The 13,977-nt window shown below is 70.4% G+C and carries 13 protein-coding genes; 9 read left to right on the top strand and 4 right to left on the bottom strand.

Annotation, left to right across the window (positions count from 1 at the left end; translation table 11 throughout):
• Positions 1 to 117: 117 nt before the first annotated feature.
• The 6 genes from rpiA to LR948_RS03185 all read left to right on the top strand — a co-directional run bounded on the left by rpiA (position 118) and on the right by LR948_RS03185 (position 6,917).
• The gene (gene rpiA / locus LR948_RS03210) at positions 118 to 906 is read left to right on the top strand and encodes a ribose-5-phosphate isomerase RpiA (RefSeq protein ID WP_232752476.1); all 789 of its coding nucleotides are present in this window, start codon (positions 118 to 120) and stop codon (positions 904 to 906) included.
• A 147-nt stretch (positions 907 to 1,053) separates the two neighbouring features.
• Positions 1,054 to 2,538, top strand: a complete 1,485-nt coding sequence (locus tag LR948_RS03205) for an FAD-dependent oxidoreductase (RefSeq protein ID WP_232752475.1) — start codon at positions 1,054 to 1,056, stop codon at positions 2,536 to 2,538.
• A gap of 64 nt (positions 2,539 to 2,602) precedes the next feature.
• Positions 2,603 to 3,766 carry an FtsH protease activity modulator HflK gene (hflK, locus tag LR948_RS03200; protein ID WP_232752474.1) on the top strand — a complete coding sequence of 388 codons (1,164 nt, stop codon included), beginning with the start codon at positions 2,603 to 2,605 and terminating at the stop codon, positions 3,764 to 3,766.
• Positions 3,766 to 4,905, top strand: a complete 1,140-nt coding sequence (gene hflC / locus LR948_RS03195; protein ID WP_232752473.1) for a protease modulator HflC — start codon at positions 3,766 to 3,768, stop codon at positions 4,903 to 4,905. Before hflK ends, hflC begins: the two co-directional genes overlap by 1 nt.
• Before the next feature lie 5 nt (positions 4,906 to 4,910).
• On the top strand, positions 4,911 to 5,099 hold the full coding sequence (locus tag LR948_RS03190) for a DUF2065 domain-containing protein (protein ID WP_232752472.1): 189 nt from the start codon (positions 4,911 to 4,913) through the stop codon (positions 5,097 to 5,099).
• A gap of 324 nt (positions 5,100 to 5,423) precedes the next feature.
• Positions 5,424 to 6,917, top strand: coding sequence for a Do family serine endopeptidase (locus tag LR948_RS03185; RefSeq protein WP_370634854.1), 1,494 nt, complete (start codon positions 5,424 to 5,426; stop codon positions 6,915 to 6,917).
• 332 nt (positions 6,918 to 7,249) lie between these two features.
• On the opposite strand, the gene LR948_RS03180 is transcribed toward LR948_RS03185, so the two are convergent.
• Together LR948_RS03180 and LR948_RS03175 are read right to left on the bottom strand one after the other, a co-directional pair.
• A complete protein-coding gene (locus LR948_RS03180) occupies positions 7,250 to 7,798 on the bottom strand; it encodes a peptidoglycan-binding protein (RefSeq protein WP_232752471.1) in 549 nt (182 codons plus the stop codon).
• A gap of 41 nt (positions 7,799 to 7,839) precedes the next feature.
• Entirely contained in the window at positions 7,840 to 8,256 is a 417-nt protein-coding gene (locus tag LR948_RS03175; RefSeq protein ID WP_232752470.1) for an OB-fold nucleic acid binding domain-containing protein, read from the bottom strand.
• A gap of 113 nt (positions 8,257 to 8,369) precedes the next feature.
• On the opposite strand from LR948_RS03175, the gene LR948_RS03170 reads away from it, so the two are divergent.
• Both LR948_RS03170 and LR948_RS03165 read left to right on the top strand, forming a co-directional pair.
• Positions 8,370 to 8,693, top strand: a complete 324-nt coding sequence (locus LR948_RS03170; protein ID WP_232752469.1) for a 2Fe-2S iron-sulfur cluster-binding protein — start codon at positions 8,370 to 8,372, stop codon at positions 8,691 to 8,693.
• Between the two features lies 1 nt (position 8,694).
• A complete protein-coding gene (locus LR948_RS03165) occupies positions 8,695 to 9,408 on the top strand; it encodes a VCBS repeat-containing protein (RefSeq protein WP_232752468.1) in 714 nt (237 codons plus the stop codon).
• A gap of 239 nt (positions 9,409 to 9,647) precedes the next feature.
• Here the strand turns inward: LR948_RS03165 and LR948_RS03160 are convergent, their stop codons facing one another.
• Both LR948_RS03160 and LR948_RS03155 read right to left on the bottom strand, forming a co-directional pair.
• A complete protein-coding gene (locus LR948_RS03160; protein WP_232752467.1) occupies positions 9,648 to 11,750 on the bottom strand; it encodes a DEAD/DEAH box helicase in 2,103 nt (700 codons plus the stop codon).
• Between the two features lie 367 nt (positions 11,751 to 12,117).
• Positions 12,118 to 12,783, bottom strand: a complete 666-nt coding sequence (locus LR948_RS03155) for a ribonuclease T2 (protein ID WP_232752466.1) — start codon at positions 12,781 to 12,783, stop codon at positions 12,118 to 12,120.
• A gap of 122 nt (positions 12,784 to 12,905) precedes the next feature.
• Here LR948_RS03155 and LR948_RS03150 point away from each other — a divergent pair, with 122 nt between their 5' ends.
• Positions 12,906 to 13,679, top strand: a complete 774-nt coding sequence (locus tag LR948_RS03150) for a DUF1013 domain-containing protein (RefSeq protein WP_232752465.1) — start codon at positions 12,906 to 12,908, stop codon at positions 13,677 to 13,679.
• Positions 13,680 to 13,977: the final 298 nt, after the last annotated feature.

The raw sequence follows: 13,977 nt of genomic DNA, 5'->3' as shown, positions 1-13,977 counted from the left end.
TTGGCCCCCGATTGCCGCCCCGGGGCGCCATTTTCGCGCCTCCCTGCCCGAATGACCCCTCGCACCTGCCGGGCTTGCGTCCTATAAGGGCGGCGCTGCTTACATCCGGGGGATCGCATGTCCACAGAGCTCTCGCCCATTGACAAGGCCAAGTTCGTGGCCGCCAAGACCGCTGCCGAACTGGTGCAGGACGGCATGCGTGTCGGCCTCGGGACCGGCTCGACCGCCGCCTGGCTGGTGCGCTGCCTGGGCGAGATGGTCCGCGAGGACGGGCTCGAGATCCGCGGCGTGCCGACCTCGACGCGCACCGCCGAACTGGCCCGCGAGGTCGGGATCGAGGTGATCTCGCTCGACGAGGCGCGCTGGCTCGACCTGACTATCGACGGCGCCGACGAGTTCGACGGCGACCTGAACCTGATCAAGGGCGGCGGCGGCGCGCTTCTGCAGGAGAAGATCGTGGCCACCGCCTCGGACCAGATGGTGGTGATCGCCGATGCCGCCAAGGAGGTCTCGGCACTGGGGCATTTCCCGCTGCCCGTCGAGGTCGTGCCCTTCGGCTGGCAGACCACCCAGGCGCTGATCGAGGAGACGCTGATCTCCATGGACGTCATGGGGCGCAAAAGCTCGCTGCGGATGACGGGCGACCGGCCCTTCATCACTGACGAGGGCAATTACATCGTCGACCTGCACCTGGGCCGGATCGGCAATGCCCGGCAGATGGCGCTGGTGCTGAACCAGATGCCCGGGGTGGTCGAGAACGGGCTGTTCATCGACATCTGCGACAAGGTGATCGTGGGCTACGGCGACGGCCGGGTCGAGACGCGCGACATCAACGAGGGCACGGTGACCGAGAACCGGCTCGATTTCGTCGAGGACGACAACCTCTTCCGCGACCTCTCGGACTGAGCCGGCCTAGGGGCCGGGGGCGGCGCCCAGCGGCCGATTTCCGCGCCTAACGTCACCCCTCGCGCACGGGGCTTTGACCCATTGGCGGCTGGCCTTCACCGCGGCCCTGTGGTCTACCATGCCCGCAAACGGCTGATAGGGTGAGGCATGAGCGATTTCGACTACGATCTCTTCGTGATCGGCGGCGGCTCCGGCGGCGTGCGCGCGGCCCGGATCGCGGCCAGCGAGGCCGGCGCCCGCGTCGCCCTGGCCGAGGAAAGCCGCTACGGCGGCACCTGCGTGATCCGGGGATGCGTGCCGAAGAAGCTCATGGTCTTCGCCTCCGAGTTCTGCCACGTCCCCGAAGAGGCCCGCGGCTACGGCTGGTCGATGCAGGCCGACGGCTTCGACTGGACGGTCTTCTCCAAGCAGCTCCGCACCGAGCTCGACCGGCTCGAGGGGGTCTACAAGAGCCTTCTCGACAAGGCCAACGTGGAGCGGTTCGACACCCGCGCGACCCTGCGCGACGCCCATACGGTCGAGCTTTCCGACGGCACCACCAAGACCGCCAAGCACATCCTCGTCGCCACCGGCGGCCACCCGGTCCGGCCCGACATCCCCAATGCCGATCTCGGCATGGTCTCTGACGACATCTTCCTGATGGACGAGCTGCCGAAGTCGGTCCTGATCGTCGGCGGCGGCTATATCGCCTGCGAGATGGCCTGCATCCTGCACGGGCTCGGCGTCGAGGTCTCGCAATACATCCGCGGCGCGCAGATCCTGAACGGCTTCGACGACGAGGCCCGCGGGCTCATCGCCGACGCCATGGAGACCCGCGGCATCGACCTGCACACCGGCACCAACATCGTCGAGATGTGCCCCGCCGACGAGGCCGAGGCGCGTGACGCCGATGCCGCCCACATGGGCGCCGGCGTCGGCGAGACCGGCGCCATGGTCGGCGACAGCAGCATGAAGGGCACCGGCCAGGGCCGGTCGGCCGAAGGCAAGACCGGCCCGGTCTGGGTCAAGGCCACCTCGGGCCGCGAGAAGGTCTTCGACGCGGTGCTCTTCGCCACCGGGCGGGCGCCCAATTCCTCGGGCATGGGCCTCGAGGACGCCGGCGTGCGCCTCGGCCGCGGCGGCAAGGTCGAGGTCGACGACTACAGTCAGACCTCGGTGCCCTCGGTCTATGCCATCGGCGATGTGACCGACCGGGTGAACCTGACGCCGGTGGCGATCCGCGAGGGCATGGCCTTCGTCGAGACCGTCTTCAAGGGCAACCCGACGCCGGTCGATCACGCGCTGATCCCCTCGGCGGTCTTCACCCAGCCGGAACTGGGCTCGGTCGGGCTGACCGAGGAGAAGGCCGCCGAACAGGAAGAGGTCGAGGTCTATTGCACCTCCTTCCGCCCGATGCATTCGGCCTTCATCGGAAAACCCGATAGAGTGCTGATGAAACTGGTGGTCTCGAAGGAAAACCGCACGGTCCTGGGCTGTCATATCGTCGCGCCCGGCGCGGGCGAGATGATCCAGCTCGCGGGCGTCGCGGTGAAGATGGGCGCCACAAAAGAGGACTTCGACCGCACCTGCGCGGTGCATCCGACGATGTCCGAAGAGATCGTGACCATGCGCCAGCCGGTGCGCACAGCTTGAAATGAGGCCGGGCCTGCACAGCTAAAAGGACAGGAACCGGCGATGACCAAAGGGAAGGATTACGATGGCTGGAAATAGCGGCGGCCCCTGGGGCGGCGGCGGCGGCTCGGGCGGCAGGGACAACGGCCCCCAGCGCCCGCAGGGAGGCGGCGGCGGTGGCCGGCGCCCGGACAACAACCAGATGCCGGAAATCGACGAGCTGGTGCGCAAGGGCCAGGAGCGTCTGCGCGTCCTCATGGGCGGCAAGGGCGACGGCGGCCAGGGCGGCAGCGGCGGCTCCGGCGGGCCGGGCGGCTTCTCGCGCGGCACGCTGATCCTCGGCGGTGCCGTGGTGCTGGGCGTCTGGCTCTTCTCGAGCCTCTACACCGTGCGTCCCGAAGAACAATCTGTGGAGCTGTTCCTGGGTGAATACTCCTCGACCGGCGATCCGGGCCTGAACTTCGCGCCCTGGCCGGTGATGAGCTACGAGGTGGTCAACGTCACCTCCGAGCGGACCGAGAACATCGGCGTGCGCCGCGGCCAGAACGGCGACGGGCTGATGCTGACCACCGATGCGAACATCGTGGACATCGAGTTCCAGGTGGTCTGGAACATCAAGGATCCCGCCAAGCTCCTGTTCAACATCCGCGACCCGCAGCTCACCGTGCAGGCGGTGTCGGAATCGGTCATGCGCGAGATCATCGCGGCCTCGAACCTGGCCCCGATCCTCAACCGCGACCGTGGTCTGATCGCCGATACGGCGCTGCAGAACATCCAGGAGACGCTGGATGAATACGACAGCGGCATCAACGTGGTGCGTGTGAACCTCGACCAGGCGGACCCGCCGAACGAGGTGATCGACGCCTTCCGCGAGGTGCAGGCCGCCGAACAGGAACGCGACCGCCTGCAGCGCCAGGCCGACGCCTATGCCAACCGCGTCCTCGCCGAGGCCCGCGGTGAAGCGGCGCAGACGCTGGAACAGGCCGAGGCCTACCGCGCCCGCGTCGTCAACGAGGCCATCGGTGAGGCGTCCCGCTTCATCTCGGTCGCGCAGGAATTCAACGAGGCCCCGGAAGTGACTCAGCGCCGTCTCTACCTCGAGACCATCGAGCGCACGCTCGGCGACATCGACAAGATCGTGCTCGACGAGGCCGCGGGCGGCAACGGCCAGGGCGTGCTGCCCTATCTGCCGCTCAACGAGCTGAACCGGCGCGGCAACCAGTCCCAGCAGTCGGGAGGGTCGAACTGATGAAAAAGCTCAATCTCCTTCTGCTGGTCCTGGTGCCGGCGATCTTCGTCTTCCTCTCGGCGATCTTCATCGTCGACGAGCGCGAGAAGGCGCTGGTGCTCCAGTTCGGCCAGATCAAGCAGGTCCGCGAGGAGCCCGGTCTGGGCTTCAAGGTGCCCTTCATCCAGGACGTGGTGAAATACGACGACCGCATCCTGTCGCTCGACACCGAGACCATCGAGGTCACGCCCTCGGATGACCGCCGCCTGGTGGTCGACGCCTTCGCGCGCTACCGCATCTCCGACGTGGTGCAGTTCCGCCAGGCGGTGGGCGTCGGCGGCATCCGCGCCGCCGAGGACCGGCTGTCCTCGATCCTGAACGCCCAGATCCGCGAGGTGCTGGGTGCCGATCAGGTGACCTCGGACACCATCCTGTCCGAAGAACGCCGCGGCCTGGCCCTGCGGATCCGCGAACAGGCGCGCAGCGAGGCCTCGAGCCTCGGCCTGCAGATCGTCGACGTGCGGTTGAAGCAGACCAACCTGCCGCAGCAGAACCTCGAGGCGACCTTCGCGCGGATGCGCGCCGAGCGTGAACGCGAGGCCGCCGACGAGATCGCCCGCGGTAACGAGGCGGCCCAGCGGGTCCGTGCGGCGGCCGACCGGACCGTGGTCGAGACCACCTCGAACGCGACGCGGGAGGCCGACATCATCCGTGGTGAGGCCGACGCCGAGCGGAACCGCGTCTACGCCGAGGCCTTCGGCGACAACCCGGAGTTCTTCTCCTTCTACCGGTCGCTCTCGGCGCTCGAACGCTCGCTGCAGCGGGACAACTCGACGCTGGTGATCTCGCCCAAGAGCGAGTTCGTCGGCCCGCTCTTCGACGCGATCCGGGCCGAGGGCCTCTCGGCGGTGAAGATCTCGGACACCGACATCGAGCGGCTGCGCGAGCTGGCGCCCGAGACCGAGATCTCGCCCGACCTGCCGGAAAGCGCGCGGGACCAGATCGACCCCGAAGGCGACGGCATGGGCCCGGTCGGCGACGGCCCGGCGCCCGAGCCCGAAGAGGTGGAAGGCGGCGGCGAGGCCGAAGCCGACACCGAGGGTGACACCGAAGGCGAGGGCTCCTCGGACGGCGAGGACAGCGCCCAGCCGACGAACTGAGCGCGATGACGGGCGAGATCGTCCTTGTCATGCTCGCCGGAGCACTGATCGTGGAGGGGCTGGCCTATGCGCTGGCCCCTTCGCTTGTCGAACGCCTGCTCGAGGCGCTCTCGGCCATGCCGCTCGAGACCCGGCGGCTCCTGGGCCTAGTGACGCTGGCCAGCGGCATCGTGGTGCTCTGGTTCGCGCATTGAGAGGCGCGCGGGGCCAGCGGGCCGCGCGTCACGCTATTGGTGCCGCCGCTCCGGGCCAAGCCGCCCGGCGACGCGCACCGTTCTCTCCGACAGAGCCCGAGCCTCCGGTGACTACGCCGCGCACACCCCAAGCGCCGCCACCTCCCGCACAACCCGATCCCCCAGGACGGCCCCTCCCGCGCCGCCCCGCGCTTTCCATGTCTCACAAGCTCTTGACCCGACGCTTCGCGCTTTGAGAGCTGCGGGAAAGCGCCTATCTTTTCCTCAGGTGCCCCGCCGTCAGGCCGGGCCGCCGCAGGGATTTCGAGGTAAAGGGAGCCGGAATTGACCTCTCACGCATCTGCCATCGCCCGCACCGGCGACGACGACCTGGCGCGCCGCGCGCTTGGCTATTTCTGGATCGCCAGCCTCTCGGTGCTGTTCCTCCTGGCCCAGGCGGTCTTCGCCGCGGCCCAGGGCAACGCGCCGCGCAGCTTCGCCGATCTTGCCGACCGGGTCAGCCCGGCGGTGGTCAATATCACCACCGAAACCATGGTCGAAGGCCGCGCCGGACCCGAGGGCATCGTGCCCGAGGGCTCGCCCTTCGAGGATTTCTTCCGCGAGTTCCAGGACCGCAACGGCCCCGGCCAGCGGCCGCGCCGCTCCTCGGCCCTGGGTTCGGGTTTCGTGATCTCCGAGGATGGCTTCGTGGTCACCAACAACCACGTCATCGAGGGCGCCGACGAGATCCTGGTCGAATTCTTCTCGGGCGAGGAGCTGCCCGCCGAGGTGGTCGGCACCGACCCCAACACCGACATCGCGCTTCTCAAGGTCGAGGCCGAGACCGCGCTGCCCTTCGTCTCCTTCGGCGACAGCGACGGCGCCCGGGTGGGCGACTGGGTGATCGCCATGGGCAACCCGCTGGGCCAGGGCTTCTCGGTTTCTGCGGGCATCGTCTCGGCGCGCAACCGGGCGCTCTCGGGCACCTATGACGACTACATCCAGACCGACGCGGCGATCAATCGCGGCAACTCGGGCGGGCCGCTCTTCAACCTCTCGGGCGAGGTCATCGGGGTGAACACCGCGATCCTCTCGCCCACCGGCGGCTCGATCGGCATCGGCTTCTCCATGGCCTCGAACGTGGTGACCCGGGTGGTCGACCAGCTGCGCGAGTTCGGCGAGACCCGGCGCGGCTGGCTCGGCGTGCGCATTCAGGACGTGACCGAGGACGTGGCCGAGGCCATGGACCTCGCCGCCGCCGCGGGGGCGCTGGTGACCGATGTGCCCGACGGCCCGGCCAAGGACGCGGGCATGCTCTCGGGCGATGTGATCGTGCGCTTCGACGGCCGCGACGTGGAGGACACCCGCAGCCTCGTGCGCCAGGTCGGCAACACCGAAGTCGGCAAGACCGTGCGCGTGGTGGTCAACCGCGAGGGCGAGACCGAGACGCTGATGGTCACGCTGGGCCGCCGCGAGGATGCCGAGGCTTCGGGCTCCGAGGAAACGCCGGAAGAGGAGGCGCCCGAGGCGCCCAGCTCGACCGACCTCCTGGGGCTGACACTCTCGCCCGCGAGCCCGGAGCTGGCCGAGGAGTTCGGCTTCGAGCCGGGCAGCGAAGGGCTGGTCGTGACCGAGGTCGACGAGGCCAGCGAGGCCTTCGACAAGGGCCTGCGCGCGGGCGACGTGATCACCGAGGCCGGCCAGTCGCCGGTCGCCGAGATCGCCGACCTCGAGGACCGGATCGCCGCGGCGCGCGACGCCGGGCGGACCTCGATCCTGCTGCTGATCCGCCGCAACGACGACCCGCGCTTTGTGGCGCTGAGCCTCGGCGAGGAGTGAGCCGCTCGCCGCGCGAGGCGGCGCGGAGACGACCCTGTGATCTGACGGTAGGCCGGGCTTTTGCCCGGCCTATTGCGTTGCGGGGTGGGGCGGGGAATTGCATCGATGCCGATGCCGATGCCGATGCCGATGCCGATGCCGATGCTCGGTGCTGGCGCGAGCCCGGGGCGATTGAGTCCGGTCGGGCAGGGCAGGGCCAGAGGGCGGCCAACCAGGCGCTGGCCGCGCTCGGCGCCGGCATTTTTTGTAATAGTTACAGATATCTAGAGGGGGCCGACCGGGCAGAAATGGCGGCGAGGATGCTCCGTCACCGCCACCCCCAAGCCACGCCCTTACCCCTCCGTCCCGGGCAGCTCCACCGCGACGAGGCCCAGCTCGCGCGCGGTCTCCAGCGCCAGCTTGTCGCTCTCGAGCCCCCGGGCCTCCTGGAAGCTGCGGATCGCGGCGCGGGTCCGGGCGTCCATCCGGCTTGTCACCGGGCCCGCGTAGAGCCCCCGGGCCGAAAGCGCGCGCTGCACCGAGGCGATGAACTCCGGCGTGAAGACCGGCGGGCAGGGCGCGGGAAAGCGCATCTCCTCGCGCGGGCGGACCAGCTTCGGCACCAGCGTGTTGCGGTAGACCGGCGGCGCGGTGACATTGCCCTCGGCGTCGCGCTCGGCCTGGACGACCTGCACCTGGCCGGGCACCTGGGCATAGACCGCGGGCACCCGCTCGGTGGCGTAGCAGCCGCCCTCGGGCGCGGGCCGGGAATCGTCGTCGCCGAGCCCCATGGTGTTGAAGCCGGGCCGCGCGGAGGCCTCCTCGCCGGGGCCGGCGGGCGCGCAGGCCGCCAGGGCAAGCGTCGTGACCAGGCAGGCGGTCCGGGCCGGTTTGGGGAACATATTGGCTGCTCTGGATTTTCTGCCGCGTCGTCGCGCGCAGACTAGCCGCTTTCCGCCCCGCGGGAAAGCGTCTCCGGGGCGCTGAGCAGCCGGTCGAGCAGGGGCGAGATGTCCTCGACCTCCTCGGCGATGACATGGGTCACGCCCGATTCGCGCTGGAGCCGCCCGGTGACCCGCAGCATCCGCCCCGAGATCACCGCCCGGCGGAAGCGTTCGTAGAGCTTGCGCCAGACGATCACGTTCACCACGCCGGTCTCGTCCTCGAGGGTGATGAAGATCACCCCCTTGGCGGTGCCCGGCCGCTGGCGCAGGATCACCAGCCCTGCCACCGCCACCCGCGCGCCCTCGGGCGGCAGGTCGAGCTCGGCGGCCGTCAGGCAGGCGGGCGGGCGCGGCCAGTCGCTGCCGTCGGCGCGGGCCCGGACGGCGGCTGCGGGGCGGGAGGGACGGATCTGCATGAGAACGAATATAGAACATCCGCCCCTTCGGGGCAATCCGGGCCCGTGGGGTCTTTATCCCGCCAGCAGGGTTGCTAGGTAAGGCGCAACAGAAAACGAGGAGAACGGCCGCCATGGCGAAGATCACCTATGTCGAGTTCAACGGCACCGAGCACGAGGTCGACGTGAAGAACGGGCTGACCGTGATGGAGGGCGCGCGCGACAACGGCATTCCCGGCATCGAGGCCGACTGCGGCGGCGCCTGCGCCTGTTCCACCTGCCATGTCTACGTCGATCCCGCCTGGATCGAGAAGCTGCCCCCGAAGGAGGACATGGAAGAGGACATGCTCGACTTCGCCTATGAGCCCGATCCGGCGCGCTCGCGGCTGACCTGCCAGCTCAAGGTCTCGGACGCGCTCGACGGGCTGCGGGTGCAGATGCCCGAGAAGCAGATCTGAGATGCGGCTGGCGGCGGGGCTCCTGGCGCTCTTGGCGCTCTCGGGCCTTGCCGCGCCGATCGCGGCGCAGGAGATCGCCGCGGCCCGCTATGACGGGCCGACCACGCGCTACGCCCACGGGGTCCTGGGCGACGCGGTGGAATACGAGGACCTCGTGGTCACGCTGACCGACGGCAGCCGCCACCGGGTGCACTGGGACGCGCCCATGGTCTTCGAGGACACCGCGCCGCGGCTCGCCGATGTGACCGGCGACGGCGCGCCGGAAGTGATCACCGTCGAGACCCATGCCGAAAAGGGCGCCCGGCTGGCCATCTGGCGGTTCGACGGCGCGGGGCTGGTGCCGCTCGCGCGCGGCGCCTTCATCGGCCAGACCCACCGCTGGCTGGCGCCCGCGGGCGCGGGGGATCTCGACGGCGACGGGGTGATCGAGATCGCCTATGTCGACCGCCCGCATCTGGCGCGCGTGCTGCGCCTGTTCCACATCGAGGGGGACGGCCTGCGCGAGGTGGCGCGGCTCACCGGCGTCAGCAATCACCGGATCGGCGAGCCCCGGATCTTCGGCGGCCTGCGCGCCTGCCCCGAGGGCCCCGCGCTGGTCCTAGCCGACGGCGCCTGGCGCGAGGTCCTGGCGGTGCGCTTCGACGGGCGGGCGCTCAGCACCTCGGTGCTGCGGCCCTACGCCGGGCCGGAGACGGCGACGGGGTGTGGTGGGTGAGGGGGCGCTTGGAGCGGCTGAGGCTGGCAGCGTTTGAAGTTGCCGAGGTTCAGCTGAGGCGCTGGCGCACTCGACGGACCTAACCGCGTGCATCATCGCTGGCCAAGGCCAAGGCCAAGGCCAAGGCCAAGGCCAAGGCCCGTGCCTCACGCCCCAAGCCCACATCAAACCACCCAAAGAAAAAGGCGCCGACCCGCTGAGGTCGACGCCTTTCCTAGTTCAAATCGAGCGCAACCCGCTCAGCGGTCGAAGCGCGCCTTGGGCTTGCCGCGCCGAGGTCCGGCCTCGCCTTGCTCGGGGCGCTTGGCCCCGGGCTTCGGCTTGGCGCCCATGGGCCGCTGAGGGCCCTTGCCGCGGGGCTTCGGGCCCCAGGGCGCGCCGCGCCCCTCGCCCTTGTCCGTGGGCTTGCCCTTGCGGGGGCCCGCACTGCGCGCCTCGCCCTCGCCCTGCGCCGGACGCGGCTTGCGCTGCGGCCGCTCGGAGGCGTCGAAGCGGTCCTTCCGCGCCGGGCGGTCGGACTTCTCGAAGCGATCGCCCCGTGCGGGGCGGTCGCCTTTCTCGAACCGATCACCACGCGCCGGGCGGTCGGATTTCTCGAAACGGTCGCTCCGTGCGGGTCGGTCGCTCTTCTCGAAGCGCTCACCCCGTGCCGGGCGGTCGGACTTCTCGAACCGCTCACCCCTCGCAGGCCGATCACCCTTCTCGAACCGATCCCCACGCTCGGGGCGCGGTTTGCGGTCGCGCGGGGCGGGGGCGGGGCGGTCGAGGTCGGGGGCCCCGTCCAGCAGACGCAGGCGCAGGCCCTCCTCGATCTCGCCCTCGGCGCCGAGCTTCTCCATCAGGAGCGGCAGCGCCGGTTCGGCGATCTCCACGAAGGTCTCGCGCGGCTGCACGCGGATCGCGCCGATCGCCGCCTTGTCGAGCCCGCCGGCCCGCAACAGAAGCGGCAGGATCCAGCGCGGCTCGGCGCGCTGGTCGCGGCCGACCGAGAGCGCCACCCAGGCGCTCGGGCCGAAGGGCGCGCGGGCCTTGGGCGCGGGGCGCGCCTCGGGGTCCGACAGCTCCTCGGGGGCGGAATGGCTCTGGCGGTAGAGCCGCAGGTAGGCGGCGGCCACGGCCTCGGGGCTCTGGTTCTCGAGCAGGCGGGTGGCAAACCCGGCCTCCTCCTCGGAGATCGCCTCCTGCCAGGTCGGATCGGCCAGGAGCCGCTCCTCGTCGCGGCGCAGGATCTCCTCGGCGCCGGGCGCCTGGGTCCATTCGGCGCTGACCCGGGCGCTCTTCAGGAGCCGCTCGGCGCGCTTGGTCAGCTTCGGCGGCACGATCAGCGCCGAGAGACCCTTGCGGCCCGCGCGGCCGGTCCGGCCGGAGCGGTGCAGCAGGCCCTCGGCGTTGGTCGGCAGTTCGGCGTGGATCACCAGCTCGAGGTTCGGCAGGTCGATGCCGCGCGCCGCCACGTCGGTGGCGACGCAGACCCGGGCGCGGCCGTCGCGCATGGCCTGCAGCGCATGGCTGCGCTCGGCCTGGCTCAGCTCGCCCGACAGGCAGACCACCTGGAAGCCGCGGTTGGCAAAGCGCGCGGTCAGCCGGTTCACCGTGGCGCGGGTATTGGCGAAGACGATGGCGTTCTGCGCTTCGTGGAAGCGCAGCACGTTGATGATCGCGGTCTCGGCGTCCTGCGGGGCGACCTGCAGCGCCTGGTAGGCGATATCGGCGTGCTGGCCGCGCTCCGACAGGGTGGTCACCCGTACCGCCTCGCGCTGGTAGTGCTGCGCCAGCGTCACGATGGCCGGCGGCACGGTGGCCGAGAAGAGAAGCGTCCGGCGCGTCTCGGGCGCCTCGCCCAGCATGAACTCCAGGTCCTCGCGGAAGCCCAGGTCGAGCATCTCGTCGGCCTCGTCCAGCACCACCGCGCGCAGGCCCGAGAGGTCCAGCGCCCCGCGCCGGATGTGATCGACAAGCCGCCCCGGCGTGCCGACGACGATATGCGCCCCGGCCTCGAGCGCGCGGCGCTCGGCGCGCATGTCCATGCCGCCGACGCAGGCGGTGACCCGCGCGCCGGTGCGGGCATAAAGCCAGTCGAGCTCGCGGGTGACCTGGAAGGCCAACTCGCGGGTCGGCGCGACGATCAGCGCCAGCGGGATGCCCGGCCGGTCGAGGGTCTCGGCGTCGCCCAGCAGCGTCGGCCCGATGGCCAGCCCGAAGCCCACCGTCTTGCCCGAGCCGGTCTGCGCGGAGACCAGGAGGTCGGCCTCGGCCAGCGCGGGGTCGGTCACCGCCTCCTGCACCGGCGTCAACGTGTCGTAACCGCGCTCGGCGAGCGCATCGGATAGGGGCTGGAGCATGAGGGGGAACCGTTCTCAGTAAAGTGCCGGCGCGGAAGAGCCGCGCCGCGGCCGCCGTGGTCGGAGGCCCGAAGGCGTCCCATTAGCGCCTTTGACGGGCTCTGTATAGATGCGATCTCGCGCTGCCTTTGTCGCAGGGGGGGCTGGAGGGCAGGCTGGGCGGAATGTGGCTTGGGCTTGGGGGCGGAGAGTTGCTGGTGTGGGCGGGGCGCGTGGTGGTTGGATGGGCCGGTGTGTGGTGCCGCCGCCCGCACGCATCCGCCAAGGCCCGCCGGGGGTCATAGCGCCAGAGCAGGTCTCAGCTCCCCGACCGCTCCACCGGACCGATGGGCCACCCAGCGCCCAGCCCCCGCGCGGCGAGCCCCGCTCAGGGGATCGGCGCCATCAGCGCGTCATCCAGCCGGCAGTCCCGCACCACGTCCGCCCCGCAGTCGCGCGGCGCGAGGTCGCGGGTCAGGCAGAGCCGCGCCTCCTGGATCCGCCCTGACCGGCAGGTCACCGTCAGCATGTCCGGCGCGAGCCCGGGGTTTTCCTTCAGGAAGGCCTCCTCGACGAGCGACGCGGGCAGGCGCACCGGCTGTTCCAGCCGCGCGAAGACCCCGGGGCGGGTGAGGCTGTCGAAGGCCGCCTCGGCCTTGGCGTAATACTCCGCCGCGCTCAGCCCCGAGCATGTGCCGTGTTTCTTCCACTGGTGCCAGGCGAGCCCCGAGGTGCCCATGATCCGCGCCATGTCGCCGGTCATGGCCCGCGAGGGCGGGCGTTCCGTGGTCGGGCAATAGGCCGGCCAGCCCTCCTCGAACTGCGGCCAGAGCCCGTGCAGGATCCAGCCCGCGTCGCGCTCGGGCGCGCATTGCGGCGAGCCGCGGGCGTCGCCCTCGAGCGCACACCAGGTCGGCGACCAGGAAAGCGCCAGCACGTAGTAGTCGAAGACGCCCGCGGGCTCGCCCTCGGCGCGGGCCGGGCCGGCGCCCGGCGGGACGACCCCCAGGGCCAGGGCGAGGCCCAAGGCCAGGGCGGTGATTTGCTCTTTCATCCGACGCATGGCCGGACTATATAGCGCGCAAGTTCCCCGACAACGGAAACCGTCCCGGACCGCCCGGGACCTCCCTGGGCCCGAAGCCTGGGGGGCGCAGAAAGACTATTGAAGGAGAGATCATGGCCAAGCTGTTGCATCCCAAGGCCACCGCGGTCTGGCTCGTCGACAACACGACCCTGACCTTCAAGCAGATCGCCGATTTCACCGGCATGCACGAGCTCGAGATCCAGGGCATCGCGGATGGCGACGTGGCCGGGGGCGTGAAGGGCTTCGACCCGGTCGCCAACAACCAGCTGACCCAGGACGACATCGACAAGGCCGAGACCGATCCGCTGCACAAGCTGAAGCTGAAGCACAACCCCGCCGCGGTCGACGAGGACAAGCGGCGCGGCCCGCGCTACACGCCGCTCTCCAAGCGGCAGGACCGCCCGGCGGCGATCCTCTGGCTGGTGAAGTTCCACCCCGAGCTGTCGGACGGCCAGATCTCCAAGCTCGTCGGCACCACCAAGCCGACGATCCAGTCGATCCGCGAGCGCACGCATTGGAACATCTCCAACCTGCAGCCCATCGACCCGGTGGCGCTGGGGCTCTGCCGCCAGTCCGAGCTGGATGCCGCGGTGGCCAAGGCCTCCAAGGGCAAGGAGCAGGTGATGAACGACGACGAGCGCCGCAAGCTCGTCTCGACCGAGCAGTCGCTGGGCATGGACACCGAGCCGCGGCTGCCCTCCTCGATCGAGGGGCTGGAGAGCTTCTCGCTCTCCGACCCGCGCGGCGAGGACGAGGACGAGGGCACCTCGGGCGGCAACGAGAACTACGCCGACGCGGAGTCCTTCTTCAACCTGCCGGAGAGCAGCGACGACGAGGAAGACGAGGACGAGAACGAGCGCGGCTGAGGCCGGGGTTCGAAGCGTTCGGAAGGGCCCGTGCCGCTGGCGCGGGCCTTTTTTGTTTGGGGGGGGAGTTGGTGTCCACCAACGGGGCCTTGCGCCGCACCGCCCCGCCGACACATCGCACGCCACTCACCACCCGCACCCCCCTTGCGCCCGAACAGCACCGAAGGTGCCGGGCGCGCGCCGGACCGGCCCCTTGGGCCGGCGCTCTTGTGGGTGGTGCGCTTAGCCTTTCTCTAGTCCTGACCTTGCCGGGATAAAGCGCTGGAGCTCACAGGTCGGCAGCGCCGGCCCCCGGTCC

The sequence above is a fragment of the Roseivivax sp. GX 12232 genome (assembly GCF_021272185.1).
Classification (GTDB): Bacteria; Pseudomonadota; Alphaproteobacteria; order Rhodobacterales; family Rhodobacteraceae; genus Roseivivax.
The sequence above is the reverse complement of the archived record's forward strand: the minus strand, read 5'-3'. Positions and strand labels throughout refer to the sequence as shown.

Excerpts from the sequence above, each read along its gene's own strand:
- LR948_RS03190 (WP_232752472.1), top strand. The coding sequence starts at position 4,911 with ATGACGGGCGAGATCGTCCTTGTCATGCTCGCCGGAGCACTGATCGTG.
- LR948_RS03175 (WP_232752470.1), bottom strand. The coding sequence starts at position 8,256 with ATGCAGATCCGTCCCTCCCGCCCCGCAGCCGCCGTCCGGGCCCGCGCC.
- LR948_RS03205 (WP_232752475.1), top strand. The coding sequence starts at position 1,054 with ATGAGCGATTTCGACTACGATCTCTTCGTGATCGGCGGCGGCTCCGGC.
- hflK (WP_232752474.1), top strand. The coding sequence starts at position 2,603 with ATGGCTGGAAATAGCGGCGGCCCCTGGGGCGGCGGCGGCGGCTCGGGC.
- hflC (WP_232752473.1), top strand. The coding sequence starts at position 3,766 with ATGAAAAAGCTCAATCTCCTTCTGCTGGTCCTGGTGCCGGCGATCTTC.
- LR948_RS03170 (WP_232752469.1), top strand. The coding sequence starts at position 8,370 with ATGGCGAAGATCACCTATGTCGAGTTCAACGGCACCGAGCACGAGGTC.
- rpiA (WP_232752476.1), top strand. The coding sequence starts at position 118 with ATGTCCACAGAGCTCTCGCCCATTGACAAGGCCAAGTTCGTGGCCGCC.
- LR948_RS03160 (WP_232752467.1), bottom strand. The coding sequence starts at position 11,750 with ATGCTCCAGCCCCTATCCGATGCGCTCGCCGAGCGCGGTTACGACACG.
- LR948_RS03165 (WP_232752468.1), top strand. The coding sequence starts at position 8,695 with ATGCGGCTGGCGGCGGGGCTCCTGGCGCTCTTGGCGCTCTCGGGCCTT.
- LR948_RS03180 (WP_232752471.1), bottom strand. The coding sequence starts at position 7,798 with ATGTTCCCCAAACCGGCCCGGACCGCCTGCCTGGTCACGACGCTTGCC.
- LR948_RS03150 (WP_232752465.1), top strand. The coding sequence starts at position 12,906 with ATGGCCAAGCTGTTGCATCCCAAGGCCACCGCGGTCTGGCTCGTCGAC.
- LR948_RS03155 (WP_232752466.1), bottom strand. The coding sequence starts at position 12,783 with ATGAAAGAGCAAATCACCGCCCTGGCCTTGGGCCTCGCCCTGGCCCTG.